Below are 20855 nucleotides of genomic sequence, written 5' to 3' on the forward strand. Positions count from 1 at the left end.
CCTTGGCGAACGTCGGACCGGCGCACCGCCCTACCTCCTCCCTAGGGGTGGTCGCCAAAGAAGAGACGGCGGTGCCCTTCCTCCCTTGGGCATCGCCGTTTTTTTGTTTCCGAGAGACGCGTCGACGGGCCGCTAGACTAGGAGTCGCGCCAGGACGACAGCGAGCAGGGCAATCGTCGGATGGAATGTCGCCGCGAACCCGAAAGCCCGGAGAACGGGACGGATTCGATAGCCCAGGAAGAACGCGGCGCGGGCGATCACGAACCAGACGCCCATGACCGGCAGAAGTCGTTGCGCAAGCGATTCGTCGGCGAAAAGACAGGCCACCCCGGCTAGGCTGAACGCCAGGGTCTGCTCCGTCGTGTTCGTGACATAGCGCAGCGTCAGGTCGAGACGGGTGCCGGCCGCCGGGCCTCCGCCATCAATCGGACCGAGAAAATGACGGATTGCCGCGGCCAGACCGATCCCCGCGACAAGAGCGAGGCCGGCCATGGACAGGGCGAATGCGGCCGCGCGCGCAGGGGTTCCGAAGAATGCCCCCGTCCGGGCCTGGAACAGGACGCCGGCCGCGATGAACGCGGCCGAGACGACCCATGCCGCGAAGATACCGAGCCGGACGGCGCGCCTCTGCGCCCGGATGTTCCTCATGTCATGCTGTCCGCATCATCGCGCCAGCGCGCCAAATGCGGCCCGCGCCGACGACCCGCCCGCGCTAGAACGGCACGTCCCCCGCCTGATCGGCCGGGAGCAGGAATCGACCGACGATCTTCTTGGTGCCGGCCTTGTCGAAGGCGACCTCGAGCTTGTCGCCCTCCACCCCCAAGACCTCGCCGTAGCCGAACTTGGCATGGAACACCCGCTCGCCCGCGCCGAAGGCGCTAACGGCGGTCGCGTCGATGACGAGGTTCTTGGCCTCCGCCGGCTGCCGGATCGGTCGGGTGGCGTTGGCCTGCAATCGCCGCCAGCCGGGCGAGTTGTAGACGTCGGCCGAGGCCGCCTTCTCGGGCATCGTGGATTCGACACCGCCCGCCATGCCGGCCTGCTGCGCCGCGGCCATCCCCGTCGCGCCGAAGCCGCCACCGTAAAGACCGGGGGGCGTCAGCACTTCGACATGCTCGACCGGCAATTCGTCGATGAAGCGCGAGGGCAGCGCGGATTGCCACTGACCGTAGACGCGGCGGTTGGCGGCGAAGCTGATCGTGGCGACGCGTTCGGCGCGGGTGATGCCGACGTAAGCGAGCCGCCGCTCCTCCTCGAGACCCTTCACGCCGGTCTCGTCCATCGCGCGCTGCGACGGGAACAGGCCGTCCTCCCAGCCGGGCAGGAACACGGCCGGAAACTCGAGCCCCTTGGCGCCGTGAAGCGTCATCAGCGTGATCTTCGGTTCCTCGGCCTCGCTCTCGTTGTCCATGATCAGCGAGACGTGTTCGAGGAAGCCCTGGAGGTTCTCAAACCCCTCCAGCGCCTTGACGAGTTCCTTAAGGTTCTCGAGCCGGCCCGGCGCCTCGGGCGTCTTCTCGTTCTGCCAGAACCCGGTATAGCCCGATTCGTCGAGGATCTCCTCGGCCAACCGGATGTGGTCGCGTCCGTCGAGCATTTCCGCGCGCCAGCGGTCGAGCCCGTCGACGAGTTCGCCCAGAGCCGCCCCGCCCCGTCCGCCGATCGTCTTCGTGCGAACGCAGAGCCGCGCGCCCTCCACCAAAGAGACGCCGTTCGAGCGGGCCATGACCTGGATGTTCTGCTGCGCCTTGTCGCCCAGACCCCGCTTCGGCGTGTTGACGATCCGCTCGAAGGCGAGGTCGTCGTCGGGGCTGACGACGAGGCGGAAATAGGCCATCGCATCGCGGATCTCGAGCCGTTCGTAGAAGCGCGGACCGCCGATCACGCGGTAGGGCAAGCCGATGGTCAGGAACCGGTCCTCGAAGGCGCGCATCTGGTGCGTCGCGCGTACGAGGATCGCCATGTCGTCGAGCGTGAACGGCGCCATGCCGCGCGTGCCATGGGTCATCGCCTCGGCTTCCTCGCCGATCCACCGCGCCTCCTCGTCGCCGTCCCAGTGGCCGATGAGCCGGACGCGCTCGCCCTCCTCGGCCTCGGTCCAGAGCGTCTTGCCGAGCCGGCCCTTGTTCCCGGCGATCACACCGGACGCAGCGGCGAGGATATGCGGGGTGGAGCGGTAGTTCTGCTCCAGCCGGATGATCTCCGCCCCCTCGAAATCCTTCTCGAAGCGCAGGATGTTGCCCACCTCGGCCCCGCGCCAGCCGTAGATCGACTGGTCGTCGTCGCCCACGCAGCAGATGTTCCGATGCCCGCCGGCGAGGAGCCGGAGCCAGAGATACTGCGCGACGTTGGTGTCCTGATACTCGTCCACGAGGATGTAGCGGAACCAGCGGCGGTACTGCGCCAGCACGTCCTCGTGCCGCTGGAAGATGTCAATGACGTGCAACAGCAGGTCGCCGAAATCGACCGCGTTCAGCGTGAGCAGACGGTCCTGATAGGCGCGGTAGAGCGCGACGCCCTTGCCGTCGAAGGCCTGCGCCTCGTGCGCGGGCACCTTGTCGGGCGTCCACGCGCGGTTCTTCCAGTTGTCGAGGATGCCGCCCAGCATTCGCGGCGGCCAGCGCTTCTCGTCGATATTCGCGGCGACGATCAGTTGCTTCAGCAGGCGGTTCTGGTCGTCGGTATCGAGAATCGTGAAGTTCGAACGCAGATGGAGTTCGCGCGGGTCGCCCCCCTGCACGACCTCCCGGCCGACGAGCTCCGCGTGGCGGCGCAGGAGCTTGACGCAGATCGAGTGGAACGTGCCGAGCCACGGCATCCCCTCGGCCACCTCACCCATCATCGCGCCGACCCGCTCGCGCATCTCGCGGGCGGCCTTGTTGGTGAAGGTGACGGCCAGGATCTCGTTCGGCCGGGCCCGGCCCTGCGCCATCAGGTGCGCGATCCGGGCGGTCAGGGCCCGCGTCTTGCCGGTGCCGGCGCCGGCGAGCATCAGGACGGGACCGTCGAGCGTCTCGACCGCCTTGAGCTGCGCCGGGTTCAGCCCGCCGAGATAGGGCGCGGGCCGGGCGGCCATGGCGCGGGTGGACAGGCTGGCGGCTTCCATCGCGTCGGAATCATCGTGCATCATTAACCAAGGATAGGATGCCGGGCCGCGGAACGGAACCCCGTGTTCGCCTTGCGTTCGCGCCTTCGTCCCGGGGAAGTCCCCTGTCGGAGCGACATGCCGCCGCATGGGCAGAGAACCGGAACAGAATCGGCGGAAACCCTGTTCCGCTGGGCATCTCCGCTCCGTGAAAGACCTCCCGCGATGATACAGGACGGAATTCGGGCGACCGGCTCCCTTCTTCTCAACCGTCTGCTCTCGGGGATCTGGGTGCCGATGCTCGTCGCGACGATCCTGGCCGTGCTGCTGGCGCTCGGGATCGGGGTTCTCGACGAACGGGGCCTCGCGGCGTTGATCGCGGCCTTCGGAAGCCCGTTCGATTTCGGCGAGCAGGCGGCCGAGAACCATCTCGACGCGCTTCTCAGCGTGCAGGTCGCCGTCCTGACGCTCTACATCTCGATCACGCTCCTCGTGCTCACGCTGGCCGCCTCCTCGCTCGGCTCCCGCCTGATCGAGCGCTGGATCGCCCGGATCGAGATCCGCGCGACCCTGGTGCAATGGACCGCCCTCGTCGCCTACAGCCTCGCGGGCCGGATCTTCGTCAACCCGGGCGTGCCGGTCCCGCGTGGACTGGTCCTGACGGATTTCCTGCTGACGATCCTCGCGCTCGGCTGGCTCGGCTTCGGCTATCACCGGCTGGCGCGGACGGCGCATATCGACACCTCCATCGTGGGTCTCGGCCGAACCTTCGGGCACGACCGGCAGGATTGGGGCCTGACCGCCGGGCCCGATCCGGACGCGGAGCCCGAAACCGTCCTGCGGGCTTGGGCGTCCGGCTATCTCGGGGGGTTCCGCCGCGATGCCCTGATCGCGGCGGCACGGTCGGCCGGCGGACGGATGGCGATCCGCATCCCCGACGGGGCCTATATCGTCGAAGGCGATCCGCTCGTACATTTCTGGGGCGACGATGGCATGATGCAGGCGGCGTTCCGCAAGACGGGCGAGATCGCCGATTACCGAAGCGACCGGCCGCAGGGGCCATTCTCGCTTTCGCTCCTCGTCGAGATCGCGGCCCGTGCCCTCTCCCCGTCGGTGAACGACCACGAAACCGCCGCGACCTGCGCGGACTGGATCGGACATGGCCTGTCGACGCGGTTGCGCGGAGAGGCCGGGCCCGAGGGCTGGTTCACGGACGATCATGGCGAAGCGCGGTTGCACGTCCCCGAATGCGGGGTGATCGCGCAGTCCCGCCTCTACCTGTCGGTCTTCCACCGCGCGGCCCGGCCGCATCCCTTCGTCGCCCGGCGCCTCGTCTCTGCCTATTCCGCTGCCTATCGCCGGGCGCAGCACGCGATCGACCGCGCCCAGCTCTCGGAGATGATCGAAGAGGTCATGACCGGTCTTGCCGAAGACGCGACCGACTACGAGCGTGCGGCGGTCGAAGGTGCGTTCGACGCGGCGCGGCGGGGTGATCCGCCCCTCGTCTCGACGAATCTGGCCGCCGAATAGCGCGCCTTCGGGAGGTATTGCCGCGTTGCAGCGTGAGGGTTAGCGTCTCCTTGCGACCGGGTATCCGGTGAACCAGACGGAAGGACCGCGCATGGCCGATTTCGAAAAGATTCTCATCGCCAACCGGGGCGAGATCGCCATCCGCGTCATGCGCGCGGCCAACGAGATGGGCAAGCGGACGGTCGCCGTCTACGCCGAGGAGGACAAGCTGAGCCTCCACCGCTTCAAGGCGGACGAGGCCTACCGGATCGGTGAGGGGATGGGTCCGGTCGCGGCCTATCTTTCGATCGAGGAGATCATCCGCGTCGCGAAGGCCTGCGGCGCCGACGCCATCCATCCGGGCTACGGCCTTCTGTCGGAGAACCCTGGCTTCGTGGATGCCTGCGCCGCCGCAGGGATCACCTTCATCGGCCCGAAGGCTGACACGATGCGCGCCCTGGGCGACAAGGCCAGCGCGCGCCGCGTCGCGGTGGAGGCGGGCGTCCCGGTCATCCCCGCGACCGAGGTGCTCGGCGACGACATGGACGCGATCCGGGCGGAGGCCGCGGAAATCGGCTACCCGCTGATGCTGAAGGCGAGCTGGGGCGGCGGCGGGCGCGGCATGCGACCGATCGCGTCGGAGGACGAGCTTCCCGAGAAGGTGCTCGAGGGGCGGCGCGAGGCCGAGGCCGCCTTCGGCAACGGCGAGGGCTATCTCGAGAAGATGATCACCCGCGCCCGTCACGTGGAGGTGCAGATCCTCGGCGACAGCGAGGGCAACATCTACCACCTCTACGAGCGCGACTGCTCGGTGCAGCGGCGCAACCAGAAGGTCGTGGAGCGCGCGCCCGCCCCCTACCTGTCGGAGACGCAGCGCGAGCAGGTCTGCGCGCTCGGCAAGAAGATCTGCGAGCACGTCTCCTACGAATGCGCGGGCACGGTCGAGTTCCTGATGGATATGGATTCGGGCGAGTTCTTCTTCATCGAGGTGAACCCCCGCGTGCAGGTCGAGCATACCGTGACCGAGGAGGTCACCGGCATCGACATCGTGCGCGCCCAGATCCTTATCGCCGAGGGCAAGTCGCTGACCGAGGCCACCGGGATCGCCTCGCAATACGACGTTCAGCTCGACGGCCACGCGGTGCAGTGCCGGGTCACGACCGAGGACCCGCAGAACAACTTCATTCCCGATTACGGTCGCATCACCACCTACCGCTCCGCCACCGGCATGGGCATCCGCCTCGACGGCGGCACCGCCTATTCCGGCGCCGTCATCACCCGGTACTACGATTCGCTCCTGACCAAGGTCACCGCCTGGGCGCGCACGCCGGAAGCCGCGATCAAGCGGATGGACCGGGCGCTGCGCGAGTTCCGCATCCGCGGCGTGTCGACCAACATCCCGTTCGTCGTGAACCTGCTGCATCATCCGAAATTCCTGAACTACGAGTATTCGACCAAGTTCATCGACGAGACGCCGGAGCTCTTCGACTTCCCGGTCCAGCGCGACCGGGCGACGAAGATCCTCACCTACATCGCCGACATCTCGGTGAACGGGCACCCGGAGACGGCGGGTCGCCCCCGCCCGCCCGCGGATCTGCGCGCGCCGACCGCACCCGAGCGGCGCCGCGATGCACCGCCCGACGGCACCAAGCAGATCCTCGACCGCGAAGGCGCCAAGGGTCTCGCGGACTGGATGCTGGCGCAGGACCGGCTGTTGCTGACCGACACGACGATGCGCGACGGGCACCAATCGCTTCTGGCCACGCGGATGCGCTCCATCGACATGGTCCGCGCCGCGCCGGCCTATGCGGCGAACCTGCCCGAGCTGTTCTCCGTCGAATGCTGGGGCGGCGCGACCTTCGACGTGGCCTACCGCTTTCTGCAGGAATGCCCGTGGCAGCGCCTGCGCGAATTACGGGCGGCGATGCCGAACCTCCTGACGCAGATGCTCTTGCGGGCGTCGAACGGCGTGGGCTACACGAACTACCCCGACAACGTGGTCGTCAGCTTCGTGCACCAGGCCGCCGAGACCGGGGTCGACGTCTTCCGCGTCTTCGATCCGCTCAACTGGGTCGAGAACATGCGCGTCGCGATGGACGCGGTGATCGAGACCGGCCGCGTCTGCGAGGGGGCGGTCTGCTATACCGGCGACCTGCTCGACCCCGACCGCGCGAAATACGACCTCAAGTACTATGTCGGCATGGCCAAGGAACTCGAGGCGGCGGGCGCCCACGTGCTGGGCGTGAAGGACATGGCGGGTCTTTTGAAGCCCGCCGCCGCGCGACAGCTCTTCCGCGCGCTCAAGGACGAGATCAGCCTGCCGATCCATTTCCACACCCACGACACGGCCGGCATCGCCTGCGCCACGATCCTCGCCGCGAGCGAGGCCGGCGTGGACGCGGCCGACGTCGCGATGGACGCGCTTTCGGGGAACACGAGCCAGGCGACCTTCGGCACCATCCTCGCCGCGCTGAAGGACGACCCGCGCGATCCCGGTCTGGACGAGGACGCGGTACGTCGGATGTCGGATTACTGGGAACTGGTGCGCGGCCAGTACCTCGCCTTCGAGAGCGGATTGCAGGCGCCCTCCTCGGAGGTCTACCTGCACGAGATGCCCGGCGGGCAGTTCACCAACCTCAAGGCGCAGGCGCGCTCGATGGGGCTGGAGGAGCGCTGGCACGAGGTCGCGCAGATGTATGCCGACGTGAACCGGATGTTCGGCGACATCGTGAAGGTCACGCCCTCCTCGAAGGTCGTGGGCGACATGGCGCTGATGATGGTGAGCCAGGGCCTGACCGTGGCGCAGGTGCTCGACCCGAAGGTCGAGGTGTCATGGCCGGAATCCGTCATCGACATGATGCGCGGCAATCTGGGGCAGCCCCCCGGCGGCTGGCCCGAGGCGTTGCAGAAGAAGGTCCTCAAGGGCGAGGCGCCGCTGACCGACCGGCCGGGCAAGCACCTCAAGCCCATCGATCTGGAGGAGGTGCGCGCCGAGGTGTCGGCGAAGCTCGATCAGGAGATCGACGACGAGGATCTGAACGCCTACCTGATGTATCCCAAGGTCTTCACCGACTACGCTGAACGCCATCAGGTCTACGGCCCCGTCCGGGCACTGACGACGCCGGTCTTCTTCTACGGGATGGAGCCGGGCGACGAGACCTACGCGGAGATCGACCCCGGCAAGACGCTCGAGATCCGCTGCGTCGCCCGCACCGAGACGGGCGAGGACGGTGAGGTCCGCGTCTTCTTCGAGCTGAACGGCCAGCCGCGCACCGTCCGCATCGCCGATCGCAAGGTCGCGGGAACCCAGACGAAGCGCCCGAAGGCCGACATGGCCAATCCCGACCATGTCGGCGCGCCGATGCCGGGCGTGGTCGCCTCCGTCGCGGCACAGGCCGGGGCGAAGGTGCGCAAGGGCGACCTGCTACTGACCATCGAGGCGATGAAGATGGAGACTGGCCTGCATGCCGAACGGGACACGGTGCTGAAGGCGGTGCACGTTTCCCAGGGCACCCAGATCGATGCGAAGGACCTGCTCGTGGAATACGAAGCGTGAGGGCGGCGGGTCCGGCCGCGCGCCGGCCACCACGGGGGGCTTGCGTCCGGGACTCCGAGGGCAGCTCGGCAGCGCGTGGCTGTACCGGGATTTTCCCCTTGCAGGGCGACAGGGCCTTGGCTAAGTCGCGGCCATCGATGGCGCGCGGGCGTAGCTCAGGGGTAGAGCATTACCTTGCCAAGGTAAGGGTCGTGAGTTCGAATCTCATCGCCCGCTCCATCGAACGGACCGATTGGCGTGCGGGCGTAGCTCAGGGGTAGAGCATTACCTTGCCAAGGTAAGGGTCGTGAGTTCGAATCTCATCGCCCGCTCCAGTCCGGTTCATGAAAGGCCCTCCGCGTTCCCGCCGGGGGCCTTCGTCGTTCTGGCGCCCTTTCCTGCCCTCGCAGGTCAAGCTAAGGGAGCCGCGAACGATCCCCGAGGAGCCATCCCATGCGCACGGCCACCGTCGCCCGCAAGACCGCCGAGACCGGGATCGAGGTCACGCTCGACCTCGACGGGACCGGCACCTACGACAACCAGACGGGCGTCGGCTTCTTCGACCACATGCTCGACCAGCTCGCGCGCCATGCGCTGATCGACATGACGGTGCGATGCGACGGCGACCTGCATGTCGACGACCACCATACGGTCGAGGATACCGGGATCGCGCTCGGTCAGGCCCTGACGCAGGCGATGGGCGACAAGCGCGGCATCCGCCGCTACGGGTCCTGCCTGCTGCCGATGGACGACGCGCTGGTCCGCGCCGCGCTCGACCTGTCGGGGCGGCCCTACCTCGTCTGGCACGTCGAGTTGACGGTGCCGCAGATCAAGACCTTCGACACCGAGCTCGTGCGCGAGTTCTTCCAGGCCTTCGCAACCCATGGAGGGATCACGCTGCACGTAGACGGCCTGCGCGGGGTGAACGCGCATCACGTCACCGAGGCCGCGTTCAAGGCCGTCGCCCGTGCCCTGCGCGACGCGCTCGAGACCGATCCGCGCAAGTCGGACGCGATCCCGTCGACCAAGGGCTCTCTCTGATCATGCGGACCGTTCTCGTCGATTACGACAGCGGCAACCTGCATTCCGCGCAGAAGGCCTTCGAGCGGATGGCGCGGGAGGAAGATGCCGGCGAGATCGTCGTCTCCTCCCGCCCCGAGGACGTGGCGCGGGCCGACCGCGTCGTCCTGCCGGGCGACGGCGCGTTCCCGGCCTGCCGCCGGGGGCTCAAGGGCTTCGACGGGCTGGAAGAGGCGCTGCTGGAGGCGATCGGCCCGCGCGCCCTGCCCTTCCTCGGCATCTGCGTCGGCATGCAGATGCTGGCGACCACGGGGCGGGAATACGAGGAGGTCGCGGGCTTCGGCGTGGTGCCCGGAACGGTCGAGCGCATCGTGCCGTCCGATCCCGCCCTGAAAGTGCCCCATATGGGTTGGAACGACCTCGTCGTGACCGAGGCGCATCCGGTGCTCGACGGGGTCGCGACCGGCGACCACGCCTATTTCGTCCATTCCTACCAGATGATTGTCGACACTCCGTCCGACCGGCTCGCTCATGTCGAATACGGCGGCGACGTGACCGCCATCGTCGCGCGCGGCAACGTCGTCGGCACGCAGTTTCACCCGGAGAAGAGTCAGCGGACGGGCTTGCGCCTCATCGCGAACTTCCTCCGCTGGGCGCCCTGAGCTCAGTCGATTCGGACCCAGGTCTGGCTTGCGCAGATCAGGCCGCCGACGATGCAGCCGCGCAGCGCCATCCGGTCGCCCTCGACCGTGATCCGTCCGGAATAGACCTTGTCGTTCGTCGGCCGCCACACGCGGCCTTCGTATCGCCCGCTGCCCTGTGGAACCATGTCGCGAACGATCTGCTGGCCCAGCCCCGGCGCGCGGTATTCGCCGGTCTCGTTGAACGTCCGCACCAGGACGCCGCAATAGGCGTGGCCGCAGGGGGCGATCTCGACATGGGCGTAGCTGCCGCCGTCGCGCTCCGTCTGCCACGTACCCTCGATCGGGTCCGCCGCCGCCGGGGCGGCGAGCGCCAGCATGACGGCGAGGGCGAGAAGGATGCGGTTCGTCAAGACGATCTCCGGGCATGGCTGACCTGCAAGACGATCCTAGCCCGGCGCGACGGTCTTTCCCATCCGGTGCAGGTCGGGCATTGAGCCCGCGCAAGACAGGAGCGCCGACATGATCCTCTACCCCGCCATCGACCTGAAGGACGGACAGGCCGTGCGCCTGCTGCACGGCGAAATGGAGAGCGCGACGATCTTCAACGACAACCCGGCGGCGCAGGCACGCATCTTTCAGGACGCGGGCTGCGAATGGGTCCACCTCGTCGACCTGAACGGGGCCTTCGCCGGCCAGCCGGTGAACGCCGCCGCAGTCGAGGAGATCCTCGCGGCAATCGACGTTCCGGCGCAGCTCGGCGGTGGCATCCGCGACATGGCGACGATCGAGGCGTGGCTGGCGAAGGGGCTCGCCCGGGTGATCCTCGGGACCGCGGCGGTCGAGGATCCGGACCTCGTGCGACAGGCGGCGGCCGCCTTCCCCGGACAGGTTGCCGTCGGCATCGACGCGCGCGGCGGCTGGGTGGCGACGCGCGGCTGGGCATCGGAGACGGACGTGATGGCCCCCGACCTCGCCCGCCGGTACGAGGATGCCGGCGTGGCGGCAATCGTCTATACCGATATCGACCGCGACGGCGCGATGGGCGGCCCGAACGTCGAGGCGACGCAGGCGCTGGCCGAGGCAGTCTCGATTCCGGTGATCGCGTCGGGCGGCGTGTCCTCGCTGGCCGATCTGGAACGGCTCAAGGCGACCGGCTCCATCGCCGGGGCGATCTCCGGGCGGGCGCTCTACGACGGGGCGATCGACCTCGGGGCGGCCCTCGCCGCGCTGAAGGCGGCGTGAAGCTTCGTTACCCCGCGATCCTCGTTGCCCTCGGCCTCGCATTCCTCCTCCTCGATCTCTGGTTCGAATGGTCCCTGGGCGCATTGGACTGCACCCGGACGATCGACCTGATCGTCTGCATCGTCTCCGTGCCCGCGCGCTTCGCGCTCGCACATCTGACGCTGCTGGCGCGCGGGCTCCTGCTGCTCGGAGGGGCCTGGCTCTTGGCGGCGGCGATCCTGCGGGTGATCCGCGGCTAGGACGGCGCAGGTCCGGCCGCGTCGCCCTTGCCCCGCCCGCCAATCCCGGCCAAACCCCCGCCATGCTGAAGACCCGCATCATCCCCTGTCTCGACGTGGCCGACGGTCGTGTGGTCAAGGGCGTGAACTTCGTCGATCTGCGCGACGCGGGCGATCCCGTCGAATCCGCGCGCGCCTACGACGCGGCCGGCGCGGACGAACTCTGCTTCCTCGACATCCATGCCACCCACGAGAACCGCGGCACGATGTACGACCTCGTCACCCGGACGGCCGAGGCGTGCTTCATGCCGCTGACCATCGGCGGCGGCGTGCGGACCGTGGAGGACGTGCGCGACCTGCTGCTCGCGGGGGCCGACAAGGTCAGCTTCAATTCCGCCGCCGTGGCCGACCCGGACGTGCTGGCCCGGGCGGCGGACCGGTTCGGCAGCCAATGCATCGTCTGCGCCATCGACGCCCGGACGGTCGCGCCGAACAAGTGGGAAATCTTCACCCATGGCGGCCGGCGGGAAACCGGCATCGACGCCGTCGCCTTCGCGCGGTTGGCGGCGCAGCGCGGCGCGGGCGAGATCCTGCTCACCTCGATGGACCGCGACGGGACGAAGGCGGGGTTCAACCTGCCGCTGACCCGCGCCGTGGCCGATGCCGTGCCGATCCCGGTAATCGCCTCGGGCGGCGTGGGGACGCTCGACCATCTCGTGGCCGGTGTGACGGAAGGCCGAGCCTCCGCCGTCCTCGCCGCCTCGATCTTCCATTTCGGCACCCACACGATCGCCGAGGCGAAGGCCCACATGGCCGCGGCCGGCATCCCCATGCGGATGGAGTGACCATGCACGCGCTCGACGCCCTCTGGAACACCATCGTCGCCCGCCGCGACGCCGATCCGAACGAAAGCTGGACGGCGAAGCTGCTGGACAGGGGCCCTGCAAAATGTGCCGAAAAGTTCGGCGAGGAGGCCATTGAAGCGATCATCGAGGCGGCAAGGGGCGATCGCGAAGCCCTGACGCGTGAAGGGGCCGACGTCCTCTACCATTTCTGCGTCATGCTGGCCGCCGGGGGCGTCGACCTGGCCGACGTCCTGGCGGAGCTCGGACGCCGGCAGGGCCAGTCCGGCCTCGAGGAACGGTCTGCCCGCGCGACGGCGCAACCCACTGATCCGGCTGGATAGCGCGCGCGTCGGGCTATCCGCGCAAATCCACGCAATCCACTTCGGAGCCGTATGGTCCGTGCCGCCATGCACGTTTCGACGGGACACGCAAGACGGCGTTCCGGTCCCGGAACCTTCCCGCCGCCCTGCGGGTTACCTCGATGACCAGCCTGCAAACAGGTCACCGCAGCAACGAAAGGAATGTACGATGAAAACGCTTTTCGCGTCTACAGCCGTCGCATTGGCCCTCGCCGTCCCCGCCATCGCGCAGGAGACAGGCCCGTTCGTCTCCTCTATCGAGGGGGACTCCACCCGGGGGTCCGATCTGATGGGGTCGCGCCTCTACGTTTCCGAGACCGAGGTCGACACCATGGCCGGGCAGGGCCAGGACTGGAACGACGTCGGTGAGATCTCCGACATCATTCTCAGCAATTCCGGTGAGATCGACGCCGTCCTCATCGATATCGGTGGTTTCCTCGGCATTGGCGAGCGCACCGTGGCCGTGAACATGGACGACCTCCAGTTCGTCTCCGATGGTGCGGAGGCGAGCGAGTTCTTCATCGTCATGCAGGGCAGCCAGGCGGATCTCGAGAACGCGCCCGAGTTCCAGGACCCGATGAGCGGCAGCGGCCTCGAGACCGGCGCGATGAACGCGACGCAGGGCACCGGCATGGACACGCAAGCCGGTTCGACGCTGATGACAGGCGACAACGCCGATCCGAACATGGACCCGGAGGAATCCGCGCTGATCGCCGACGGGATGGAGCCCGAGGAAGCCCGGGACGCCGTAAACACGGCTGAGACCGAAACCGAAGACGCGATGCAGAACGCCGAGACCGAACTCGCCGAAGCGGGCAACGAAGCCGAAAACGCGGTGGAGAATGCCGGGGCGGAGCTGGCCGAAGCCGGCAACGAGGCCGAAGCCACGATGGACAACGCGGCGGCCGAGTTGACCGAAGGCGAGACCGACATGGCCGAGGGCGATGCCACGATGGCGCCCGAGGGCGACGCGGCGATGACGGGCACGGCCGGTCTGATGCCGGCGCCGATGATGGAACGCGAAGGCTATCAGTCGGTCGGCTACGACCAGCTGACCGCCGACGACGTAACTGGCGCGGCCGTTTACGGACCGGATGACGAGCGCGTGGGCGAGATCGGCGAACTGCTGATGAGCGACGACGGCAAGCTCGACAACGCGATCGTTGATGTGGGCGGTTTCCTCGGCCTCGGCGAGAAGCAGGTGGAAGTTCCGTTCGACAACCTGCAAATCCTGCAGGGCGACAACGACATGCGCATCTATATCGATGCGACCGAGGAGCAGCTCGAGTCCCTCCCCGAGTACGAGGGCTGACGCGTCCGATCCATTTGCAGGAAAGGCCCGCCGATCACGGCGGGCCTTTTCTTGTCCGGTCAGGCCGATGCGCCGATCAGCCGGGCGTGCTCGATCTTGGTGCAACGGTCCTGCACGAACACAACCCCCGCGTCGTCGCACATCTCTGCCGCTTCGTCCGAGATCACCCCAAGCTGCAGCCACACGCAACGAAGCCCCGGCAGATCACGTAGCGCCTCCCGAACCAGCCCCGGCACGGCCTCGGATCGCCGGAAGACGTCGAGCACGTCGATCGGACCCTCGATCTGCGCGAGCGAGGCGACCGCCGGCGCACCGAAGACCTCCTGTCCCGCCAGACCCGGATTGACCGGAACGACGTCATAACCTTGCGCGATCAGGTATTGCGACACGTAGTGGCTCGGCCGCCCGGGGTTCGCGGATGCGCCGAGACAGGCGAAGCGACGGGTGCTCGTCAGCAGGTCGCGTAGGGTCTCGTCGGATGGATATGTCATCGAATTACTGTAAGACGAAAAAGGACCCGCGGCGATGACGACGCGGGCCCGAGGTATGGAACGAGGGACAGTGAACAGAAGTACGAAAGTTCCAATTTCGCCTTCCTCAGACACAGTGATAACAGACTTGCAAGGAAAGAGTTCCCGCCGGGCACGATTTTTTCCATGTCGTCGCGGAGATATCCTCAACGTCCTGTTGACAAAGCGAAAAGCGCAACCGCCGCCGCGTTCGACACATTGAGCGATCCGAATGATCCGGCGGCATCGATGCGCAGAATCCGGTGGCAGAGCGACCGCGTCCGTTCGCGCAGTCCCGGCCCTTCCGCCCCGAGCACGATGGCCGTGGGACTCGTTGCGAGGCTCGGAGCGGCATCGGCGAGCGTCTCCTCCCCGATCCCGTCGAGGCCGACGAGCGTATAGCCGAGGCCCGCCAGTTTCTCCATCGCATCGCCGAGATTGCCGACGCGGAGATAGGGCTGCCGTTCGAGCGCCCCGGAGGCGGTCTTGGCCAGCGCTCCGGTCTCCGGCGCGGAATGACGGGCCGGCGCGATCACCGCGCGGGCGCCGAACACCTCCGCCGACCGCAGGATCGCGCCGGCATTGTGCGGATCGGTCACCCGGTCGAGCAGCACGAGCAAGGGCGCTCCGCCGCCCGGCCGGGCGAGATCCTCCAGCCGGCCCCAGTCGAGTGGCCGGACCTCCAGCGCCGCGCCCTGATGGACGGAGCCGGGGTCGAGCGGGGCGGGAAACTTACGCGGATCGACGATCTCCGCCGTCATGCCCGATTCGGGTACCGCCGCGCCGAGCCGGTCGGCCGCATTCTTCGTGAGGACGAGACGCAACCTGTCGCGCATCGGGTTCGCCAGCGCGTCCCGTACGGCGTGCAGCCCGAACAGCCAGACAGTCTCGCGCGCCCCGGCCCGCCGCGCCTGCTCTTTCGCGACGACCCATTTCGGCTTTTCCGTCATGCGATCCCCCGCCCGTTTCCAGTGCTTATCGCCGCTCGAGGCAGGCGCCACAACACCGCTTGACCCCACCGGGACCGGCGGCTATCCGGTCCACCGTTGGGCGACAGGCCGCAAGGTGTGGCAGGGGACTGTAACTCCCTCGCGGAGACGCACGCCTGGTTCGATTCCAGGGTCGCCCACCAACATCATACCGCAAACGCGCTGCCGATGAGGCTCTCTAGCCGCGCTGCAAAGCCGAACGGCAGAGGAGCGGACGCGCAGGCGCTCCGGGCCGCTGCCTCTCCCGCGTCGGTGCTGCGCCGGACCGAAAGTGTTCGAGGCGTTCCGACAGCGCTTGCGCATCGGTCATTCGCAGCGACGTCGGGTCGGACAAGAAGCGTTCCTACGCGACACCTCGGAGAAGGCGATCTGGTGGAATTCAGACAACAGGTAGCCACTTATCTATCACCGACGACTACATACGATCCGGATGCCGGTCATTGTATGCGCCAGATGCGCCGTCCGGACCCTAGTTTTGGACCCGCGCAACAAGCCATGCCGCTGCGAGACGCGTATGTTGCGAGCGAACCTGTAAACATCTTCCCGAAACAGGACGGGCCGCGGCCGCAGATCGGCGACGAGTTCCGCGTGCGCCACCCGCCGCCGCCGCATCCATCCGATCCGCTACGGTTAATTAGGGCCGATCCAGACGACCCGTGTTGTGCTCCATGTCTCCGGGAACGTCGTCGATGACATCGAAGCAAATTCGATCTGTCTGCTCGTCGAGCATGGTTCCGTAATTGCCCGACCCTTACTCCCCGGGCCTGGTGTAAGATCGTGAATCCGACGCTTATCCGTAAAGTCTGTAGGCAGTTGTAACGTCGATCCCCGTCAGCCGCTGCGACGGGGTTGGTAAGAACCGCTGACCGCAGCGCATCTCCCACATCGTGCGCTTGACGCTCATGTCTCTTGAACGTCGGGGCTCGGACCGCGGTCGACGATCAGCCTACGGGCAACCCCGTCAGGACCTGCGCCATCGCCGCGCCGTGCATGTCCCGGTCGCGGAGGCTTCCCTGAACTTCCGGCCGCGGGAGGCTCAGCTTGACGACATGCAGGTCCGGCAGGTCGAAGCGCCGCAACTCCGGTGCGGCGAGCCGTTCGGCATAGGTCTCCGTCGCGATCGCCTGCACGCGTCCATAGCTTTCCTCGGTGCAGAACAGGTCGATCGTCATCCAGAACGGACCCGCATTCTTCGACCGGATGCGCGCGATCCGGCCCAGTTCCACCGGCGCCTCAGACATCGATGACCTCGATGCGGAACCCGTCCATCGGATCGTCGAGCGACAGCACATGGTGGAAGACGAACTCGTATTGCGGGCCGAGCTCCACTTCGGGCGGGGAGAACGGGAAGGCGAAGGTGGGCATCGGCTCCTCCTCGGTCAGCGGGTGGTGCAGGAGCAGCGGATTGACGACCTTGGCGACCTCGCGGGCCACCTCCGCCTGGGGCGCAACGACCTGTGTCATCACGCCGACTTCGTTCGGCACGGCCCGGTCCGGCTCACGCGCGCCGAGTGTCGCGTCGAGACCGATGCGGCGCAACTCGAGATCGTAGGCCACGTCGCCCATCCGCTGCGAGATCCGGCGCCGCGCCCGGGCCTCGAGCGAGGCGCACCATTCGTCGATCGCGCCCACGTAGCGCGGGTCGCGCACCAGCACGAGCGACATGATCCCGTGCCCCGCCACCCGTGCGCCCTCGAGCTTGACCGCGTAGGGGCCCGGGACCCATTCGCTGCCCTCGACCCGCACGGCGCGGTCGCCCTCGGTGCTGTAGTTGGAGCGAGTCACGTCGAGGAAACCGCCGGGTTCGTAAAGGATGATCGGGTCACTGTTCTCGTAGAGCAGATGCGCCGCGACGGTCTGCGGCGTGGCGCGGGAGACCTCCGCCATCGGCGTGACGGTGAAGCCGGTCTCGTCGACCATGATCTCGATGACGCCGGTATCGGGATGCGTGCAGCAGAGCGCGCCGCATTCCCCGACCTTCGCCCCGTGCCACGCCGCGCCGGGGTGACAACCCCGTTCGATCGGCATCGCGGCGAGGATGGCCGTGTCGGTCGTGCGCCCGCAGATCACGATGTCCGCCCCGGTGGCGAGTGCGGCCTGCACCTGCTCCACGCCCGCGAGCGCGACGATGTTGGTGCAGGTCGCCACGTCCTCGACCGTCACCTCCGGGGCACCGGACAGCGGCGCGACGCGGTCCCAGGCGGCGGCGAGCGCGTCGGGGTCGCGGTCGCAGTAGAGAACGGCGATCTTCGCATGCCGGCCGGTCTCCGCCAGCACCTCCCGCGTGATCTCCAGCAGCCAGTCCACCGCCGTCCCCGCGCCGCAAGTCCCCGCCGTGCCGACGACGAGCGGACAGCCTGCGCGCGCCCCCGCGTCGATCAGCGCGGCCCATTCGGCCTTGGTCTGCGCGCGGGAATACTTGCTGACGCCTCGGCCCAGATAGGCCGGCCCGCTATCGGTCGAGCCGCCGTCGATGGCGATCAGATCGGGCGCGCGGGCGAGCCCCGCCTCCAGCGCGGCCTCGTCCCAACCCAGGCCGAGCGCGCCGGCGGGGACGAGGATTCTAGTCGGCCGGCTTGGCATGGTCGGGCACCTCGGGGCGGCGGATGATGCGGCGCAGGAACAGGGGCGCGACGAAGCCCAGCACCGCCGCGATCCACAGACCGATAGCGATGCCCGACGAGAAGAGGAAGGTCACGTCCCCGTCCGACAGCGTCATCGCGCGACGCAGGTTGTTCTCCATCGCGTTGCCGAGGAGGATGCCGAGAATCACCGGCACTGTCGGAATGTCGAGCTTGCGGAACAGCCAACCCATGATGCCGAACACGACCATCAGGAGCAGGTCGAAATAGCTTCCCGTGAGCGAGTAGATCCCCACGAAGCTCACCATCATCACGCCCGGCAACAGCAGTTGCGGCGGCACCGAGAGGACGCGCACGAAGACCTTCACCATCGGCACGTTCATCGCCAGCAGCACGAAGTTCGCGATCAGGAGCGAAGCGATCAGGCCCCAGACCACCTCCGGGTTGTTCGCGAAGAGCGTCGGGCCCGGCGTGATGTTGAGCGTCATCAGCACCGCGAGCAGCACCGCCGTCGTCCCCGAACCCGGCACGCCCAGCGTCAGCATCGGCACGAGCGCCCCGCCCGCCGCGGCGTTGTTGCCGGCCTCCGGTGCGGCCACGCCTTTCGCGACACCGGTGCCGAAGCCGCCCTTCGCCCCGGCGATGGATTTCTCCATCATGTAGGTCAGGAAGGACCCGAGCGATGCGCCCGCGCCCGGCAGCACGCCCGCGACGAAGCCCAGCACCGAGGAGCGCAGCATCGTCCAGCGCGTCCCCCACATCTCCCGCCACGGCACCGTCACCCGGTCGAGCTTCACGCCGATGGCGCTGCCCTTGCCATGGCTCTCGATGAAGACGAAGACCTCGGAGACGGCGAAGAGGCCGACGATGGCCACGAGGAAGTCTACCCCGTCGGCCAGATGCAGGTTGCCCCCCGTGAAGCGCGTGAAACCGGACGAGTTGTCGAGCCCGATCATCGCGATCCCGAGTCCGATGGCGGAGGCGAGCGCGGCCTTGGCCTGGTTCTTCGAGGCGATCCCGCCCAGCGTCGAGAAGGCCAGGAGATACAACGCAAAGTACTCGGCCGGCCCGAACAGATAGGCCACCCGCGCGAGCATCGGCGCGACGAGCGCCAACGCGATCGTCGCGAAGAGCGCACCGACGAAGGACGCGACCCCGGAAATGACCAGCGCATCCCCCGCCCGGCCGGCCCGCGCCATCGGGTAGCCGTCGAGCGTCGTCATCATCGCCGGCTCGTCACCCGGGATGTTGAGCAGGATCGAGCTGATCCGCCCACCATACATCGCGCCGTAATAGACCGAAGTGAGCAGCACGAGCGCCGCCGTCGCGTCGAGCCCCATCGTGAAGGTGATCGGGATCAGCAGCGCGACGCCGTTGGACGGCCCGAGCCCCGGCAGCGCGCCGACGATCGTGCCGATGAAGCAGCCGATGACCGCGAGGAACAACGTCCAGGGCGAGAGCGCGACCGAGAAACCGAGTGCGAGGTTGGACAGGATGTCCATGTCAGAATCCCCGTGGCCAGGCGAGCAGGCCAAGGCCCAGGACGAAGCGGAAGATGACGAAGAGCCCGACCGCGAGCCCGAGTCCGGCCAGTGCCGCGTAGCGCGGACGTGGCTCGATCAGGTAGCTCAGGATCGCGGCGGCGATCGTCGTTGGAACGAGGAAACCCAGCGGCCGTAGTGCATAGGCGTAGGCGACCAGCGTCGCGACCGCGATGGCGAGCCGCATCCAGGTGGCCCCGTCCGGAATTTCCGGGTCAGGGTCCGGCTTGAGGACCATGACCAGCCCGCAGATCAGCGAGACACCGGCCACGATGAGCGGGAATGTCTTCGCGCCGACCGGGTCCGTCATGAACCCGACCTGCAGGTTCAGAGCCGCGACGCCATAAGCCACGGAACCGAGGATGACGACCGCCCCGAAGATGCGGTCGCCCTTTCCCGTCCAGACATTCATCCGGCCGCACTCCCGGTGGCGGTCGGCCGCTCCTCAGGCCGAAGGCTGCAGGCCGCGTCTCCTCCGACGGTCACTGGATCAGGCCGATCTCGCGGGACAGTTCGGCCTGGCTCTCGATGCTCTCGTCCACGAAGGACTGGAAATCGTCGCCGACGCGCGTGAACGGGGCCAGACCGTTGTTGGTCATCGCCGTCTGCCATTCCTCGCTCTCGGCCACGGCCCGCAGCTTGTCGGCCCATTCCTGGAAACGCTCGTCGGAGATGCCGCCCGGTACGTAGAGCCCGCGCCAGTTCACGCCGGTCATGTCGACCCCCTGCTCGATGGCGGTCGGGATGTCGAAGCCCTCGACCCGCTCGTCGGACAGCACGGCGAGCGGCCGGACCTCGCCCGATTCGATGAAGCCGACAATCTCGGACATGTCGCCGGTCATGCCCTGCGTGAAGCCGCCGACGGTCTGGGTTATGGCGTCGGCGCCGCCATCGACGCCGATATACTTGATCGAGCGCAGGTCTTCGATCCCGTAGGCCTGCGCAAGTTGCAGCACCTTGAGATGGTCGAACCCGCCTGCCGCGGACCCGCCGGCGAAAGCGACGGAGGACGGGTCTTCCTTCATCGCGTCGAGCATGTCGGTCAGGCTCTCGAACGGGCTGTCGGCGGCCACGACGATCACGCCCGGATCGGCGCCGATCGCGCCGACGAAGCGCACCTGATCTGCCGTCGAGCCGCCATAGGCGTTCTGCGCCAGCCGGGTGACGGTGGCGACCGAGGCCGCGACGATCAGGTCCTCGTCCTCGTTGCGCTCGTTGACGACCGTCTGGAAGGCCAGCCCGCCGCCGGCCCCGGCCGTGTTGGTGACCTGCACGGGCTGGTCGACCTCGCCGATGTCGTACATGATCTTGCCGATCTGCCGGCAGGTGAAGTCCCAGCCGCCGCCCGGATTGGCCGGCGCGATGCATTCGGCCGCGCCGGCCGAACCGGCTGCGAACATGGCCGCGCCCGTCAGAAGCGCGCGAAACGTGTCGGTCATCCCTATCTCCCTGTTTGCAGGACGGT

General features: G+C 67.8%; 19 protein-coding genes and 3 tRNA genes. 12 read left to right on the forward strand and 10 right to left on the reverse strand.

From position 1 onward, the window contains the following. Nucleotides 1–132 precede the first annotated feature (132 nt). Nucleotides 133–648: a hypothetical protein gene (locus tag Q1A87_RS00130; protein ID WP_299645817.1), complete on the reverse strand. Its 516-nt coding sequence runs from the start codon at nt 646–648 to the stop codon at nt 133–135. A gap of 64 nt (nt 649–712) precedes the next feature. Then, a complete protein-coding gene (locus Q1A87_RS00135) occupies nt 713–3127 on the reverse strand; it encodes a UvrD-helicase domain-containing protein (RefSeq protein ID WP_299645819.1) in 2415 nt (804 codons plus the stop codon). Nucleotides 3128–3310: 183 nt separating this feature from the next. Here Q1A87_RS00135 and Q1A87_RS00140 point away from each other — a divergent pair, with 183 nt between their 5' ends. From Q1A87_RS00140 to hisH, 6 genes are all read left to right on the forward strand, one after another. Next, a complete protein-coding gene (locus Q1A87_RS00140; RefSeq protein ID WP_299645821.1) occupies nt 3311–4615 on the forward strand; it encodes a DUF2254 family protein in 1305 nt (434 codons plus the stop codon). 91 nt (nt 4616–4706) lie between these two features. After that, on the forward strand, nt 4707–8150 hold the full coding sequence (locus Q1A87_RS00145; RefSeq protein WP_299645823.1) for a pyruvate carboxylase: 3444 nt from the start codon (nt 4707–4709) through the stop codon (nt 8148–8150). A gap of 144 nt (nt 8151–8294) precedes the next feature. Further along, nucleotides 8295–8369, forward strand: a tRNA-Gly gene (locus tag Q1A87_RS00150). A gap of 20 nt (nt 8370–8389) precedes the next feature. Continuing rightward, nucleotides 8390–8464: transfer RNA gene (locus Q1A87_RS00155), tRNA-Gly, on the forward strand. 118 nt (nt 8465–8582) lie between these two features. Further along, complete coding sequence (hisB, locus tag Q1A87_RS00160) at nt 8583–9170, forward strand: imidazoleglycerol-phosphate dehydratase HisB (RefSeq protein WP_299645825.1); 588 nt, start codon at nt 8583–8585, stop codon at nt 9168–9170. Nucleotides 9171–9172: 2 nt separating this feature from the next. Continuing rightward, nucleotides 9173–9811, forward strand: a complete 639-nt coding sequence (gene hisH, locus Q1A87_RS00165) for an imidazole glycerol phosphate synthase subunit HisH (RefSeq protein ID WP_299645827.1) — start codon at nt 9173–9175, stop codon at nt 9809–9811. Between the two features lie 2 nt (nt 9812–9813). On the opposite strand, the gene Q1A87_RS00170 is transcribed toward hisH, so the two are convergent. Then, nucleotides 9814–10203 carry a DUF2147 domain-containing protein gene (locus Q1A87_RS00170; RefSeq protein ID WP_363322933.1) on the reverse strand — a complete coding sequence of 130 codons (390 nt, stop codon included), beginning with the start codon at nt 10201–10203 and terminating at the stop codon, nt 9814–9816. Between the two features lie 109 nt (nt 10204–10312). Here Q1A87_RS00170 and hisA point away from each other — a divergent pair, with 109 nt between their 5' ends. The 5 genes from hisA (at nt 10313) to Q1A87_RS00195 (ending at nt 13769) form a co-directional block, all read left to right on the forward strand. Further along, entirely contained in the window at nt 10313–11035 is a 723-nt protein-coding gene (hisA, locus tag Q1A87_RS00175) for a 1-(5-phosphoribosyl)-5-[(5-phosphoribosylamino)methylideneamino]imidazole-4-carboxamide isomerase (RefSeq protein ID WP_299645829.1), read from the forward strand. Continuing rightward, complete coding sequence (locus Q1A87_RS00180; protein ID WP_299645831.1) at nt 11032–11274, forward strand: hypothetical protein; 243 nt, start codon at nt 11032–11034, stop codon at nt 11272–11274. Before hisA ends, Q1A87_RS00180 begins: the two co-directional genes overlap by 4 nt. Nucleotides 11275–11336: 62 nt before the next feature. After that, a complete protein-coding gene (hisF, locus tag Q1A87_RS00185; protein WP_299645833.1) occupies nt 11337–12098 on the forward strand; it encodes an imidazole glycerol phosphate synthase subunit HisF in 762 nt (253 codons plus the stop codon). Between the two features lie 2 nt (nt 12099–12100). Next, nucleotides 12101–12439 carry a phosphoribosyl-ATP diphosphatase gene (locus Q1A87_RS00190; RefSeq protein ID WP_299645835.1) on the forward strand — a complete coding sequence of 113 codons (339 nt, stop codon included), beginning with the start codon at nt 12101–12103 and terminating at the stop codon, nt 12437–12439. 187 nt (nt 12440–12626) lie between these two features. After that, the gene (locus tag Q1A87_RS00195) at nt 12627–13769 is read left to right on the forward strand and encodes a PRC-barrel domain-containing protein (protein ID WP_299645837.1); all 1143 of its coding nucleotides are present in this window, start codon (nt 12627–12629) and stop codon (nt 13767–13769) included. A 59-nt stretch (nt 13770–13828) separates the two neighbouring features. Here Q1A87_RS00195 and Q1A87_RS00200 read toward each other — a convergent pair whose 3' ends face one another. After that, complete coding sequence (locus tag Q1A87_RS00200) at nt 13829–14260, reverse strand: CoA-binding protein (RefSeq protein ID WP_299645839.1); 432 nt, start codon at nt 14258–14260, stop codon at nt 13829–13831. A 185-nt stretch (nt 14261–14445) separates the two neighbouring features. Next, on the reverse strand, nt 14446–15228 hold the full coding sequence (locus tag Q1A87_RS00205) for an RNA methyltransferase (RefSeq protein ID WP_299645841.1): 783 nt from the start codon (nt 15226–15228) through the stop codon (nt 14446–14448). A gap of 98 nt (nt 15229–15326) precedes the next feature. Here Q1A87_RS00205 and Q1A87_RS00210 point away from each other — a divergent pair. Then, a tRNA-Tyr gene (locus Q1A87_RS00210) sits at nt 15327–15410 on the forward strand. Between the two features lie 798 nt (nt 15411–16208). Here the strand turns inward: Q1A87_RS00210 and Q1A87_RS00215 are convergent. The 5 genes from Q1A87_RS00215 to Q1A87_RS00235 all read right to left on the reverse strand — a co-directional run bounded on the left by Q1A87_RS00215 (nt 16209) and on the right by Q1A87_RS00235 (nt 20829). Beyond that, nucleotides 16209–16508 (reverse strand): DUF4387 family protein, encoded by a 300-nt coding sequence (locus Q1A87_RS00215; protein WP_299645843.1) that lies wholly within the window; start codon nt 16506–16508, stop codon nt 16209–16211. Then, a complete protein-coding gene (locus tag Q1A87_RS00220; protein WP_299645845.1) occupies nt 16501–17850 on the reverse strand; it encodes an acyclic terpene utilization AtuA family protein in 1350 nt (449 codons plus the stop codon). Before Q1A87_RS00220 ends, Q1A87_RS00215 begins: the two co-directional genes overlap by 8 nt. Continuing rightward, nucleotides 17831–19351: a tripartite tricarboxylate transporter permease gene (locus Q1A87_RS00225; protein ID WP_299645847.1), complete on the reverse strand. Its 1521-nt coding sequence runs from the start codon at nt 19349–19351 to the stop codon at nt 17831–17833. Before Q1A87_RS00225 ends, Q1A87_RS00220 begins: the two co-directional genes overlap by 20 nt. Before the next feature lies 1 nt (nt 19352). After that, complete coding sequence (locus Q1A87_RS00230) at nt 19353–19802, reverse strand: tripartite tricarboxylate transporter TctB family protein (RefSeq protein WP_299645849.1); 450 nt, start codon at nt 19800–19802, stop codon at nt 19353–19355. Between the two features lie 70 nt (nt 19803–19872). Further along, nucleotides 19873–20829 (reverse strand): tripartite tricarboxylate transporter substrate-binding protein, encoded by a 957-nt coding sequence (locus Q1A87_RS00235; RefSeq protein WP_299645851.1) that lies wholly within the window; start codon nt 20827–20829, stop codon nt 19873–19875. Between the last annotated feature and the right edge of the window lie 26 nt (nt 20830–20855).

The organism is uncultured Jannaschia sp. (genome assembly GCF_947494055.1).
In the GTDB taxonomy this organism is placed as follows: domain Bacteria; phylum Pseudomonadota; class Alphaproteobacteria; order Rhodobacterales; family Rhodobacteraceae; genus Jannaschia.

Bases quoted from the DNA above. Each gene is read 5' to 3' on its own strand.
- Q1A87_RS00130 (WP_299645817.1), bottom strand. From the start codon at position 648: ATGAGGAACATCCGGGCGCAGAGGCGCGCCGTCCGGCTCGGTATCTTC.
- Q1A87_RS00135 (WP_299645819.1), bottom strand. From the start codon at position 3,127: ATGCACGATGATTCCGACGCGATGGAAGCCGCCAGCCTGTCCACCCGC.
- Q1A87_RS00140 (WP_299645821.1), top strand. From the start codon at position 3,311: ATGATACAGGACGGAATTCGGGCGACCGGCTCCCTTCTTCTCAACCGT.
- Q1A87_RS00145 (WP_299645823.1), top strand. From the start codon at position 4,707: ATGGCCGATTTCGAAAAGATTCTCATCGCCAACCGGGGCGAGATCGCC.
- hisB (WP_299645825.1), top strand. From the start codon at position 8,583: ATGCGCACGGCCACCGTCGCCCGCAAGACCGCCGAGACCGGGATCGAG.
- hisH (WP_299645827.1), top strand. From the start codon at position 9,173: ATGCGGACCGTTCTCGTCGATTACGACAGCGGCAACCTGCATTCCGCG.
- hisA (WP_299645829.1), top strand. From the start codon at position 10,313: ATGATCCTCTACCCCGCCATCGACCTGAAGGACGGACAGGCCGTGCGC.
- hisF (WP_299645833.1), top strand. From the start codon at position 11,337: ATGCTGAAGACCCGCATCATCCCCTGTCTCGACGTGGCCGACGGTCGT.
- Q1A87_RS00190 (WP_299645835.1), top strand. From the start codon at position 12,101: ATGCACGCGCTCGACGCCCTCTGGAACACCATCGTCGCCCGCCGCGAC.
- Q1A87_RS00195 (WP_299645837.1), top strand. From the start codon at position 12,627: ATGAAAACGCTTTTCGCGTCTACAGCCGTCGCATTGGCCCTCGCCGTC.
- Q1A87_RS00200 (WP_299645839.1), bottom strand. From the start codon at position 14,260: ATGACATATCCATCCGACGAGACCCTACGCGACCTGCTGACGAGCACC.
- Q1A87_RS00205 (WP_299645841.1), bottom strand. From the start codon at position 15,228: ATGACGGAAAAGCCGAAATGGGTCGTCGCGAAAGAGCAGGCGCGGCGG.
- Q1A87_RS00215 (WP_299645843.1), bottom strand. From the start codon at position 16,508: ATGTCTGAGGCGCCGGTGGAACTGGGCCGGATCGCGCGCATCCGGTCG.
- Q1A87_RS00220 (WP_299645845.1), bottom strand. From the start codon at position 17,850: ATGCCAAGCCGGCCGACTAGAATCCTCGTCCCCGCCGGCGCGCTCGGC.
- Q1A87_RS00225 (WP_299645847.1), bottom strand. From the start codon at position 19,351: ATGGACATCCTGTCCAACCTCGCACTCGGTTTCTCGGTCGCGCTCTCG.
- Q1A87_RS00230 (WP_299645849.1), bottom strand. From the start codon at position 19,802: ATGAATGTCTGGACGGGAAAGGGCGACCGCATCTTCGGGGCGGTCGTC.
- Q1A87_RS00235 (WP_299645851.1), bottom strand. From the start codon at position 20,829: ATGACCGACACGTTTCGCGCGCTTCTGACGGGCGCGGCCATGTTCGCA.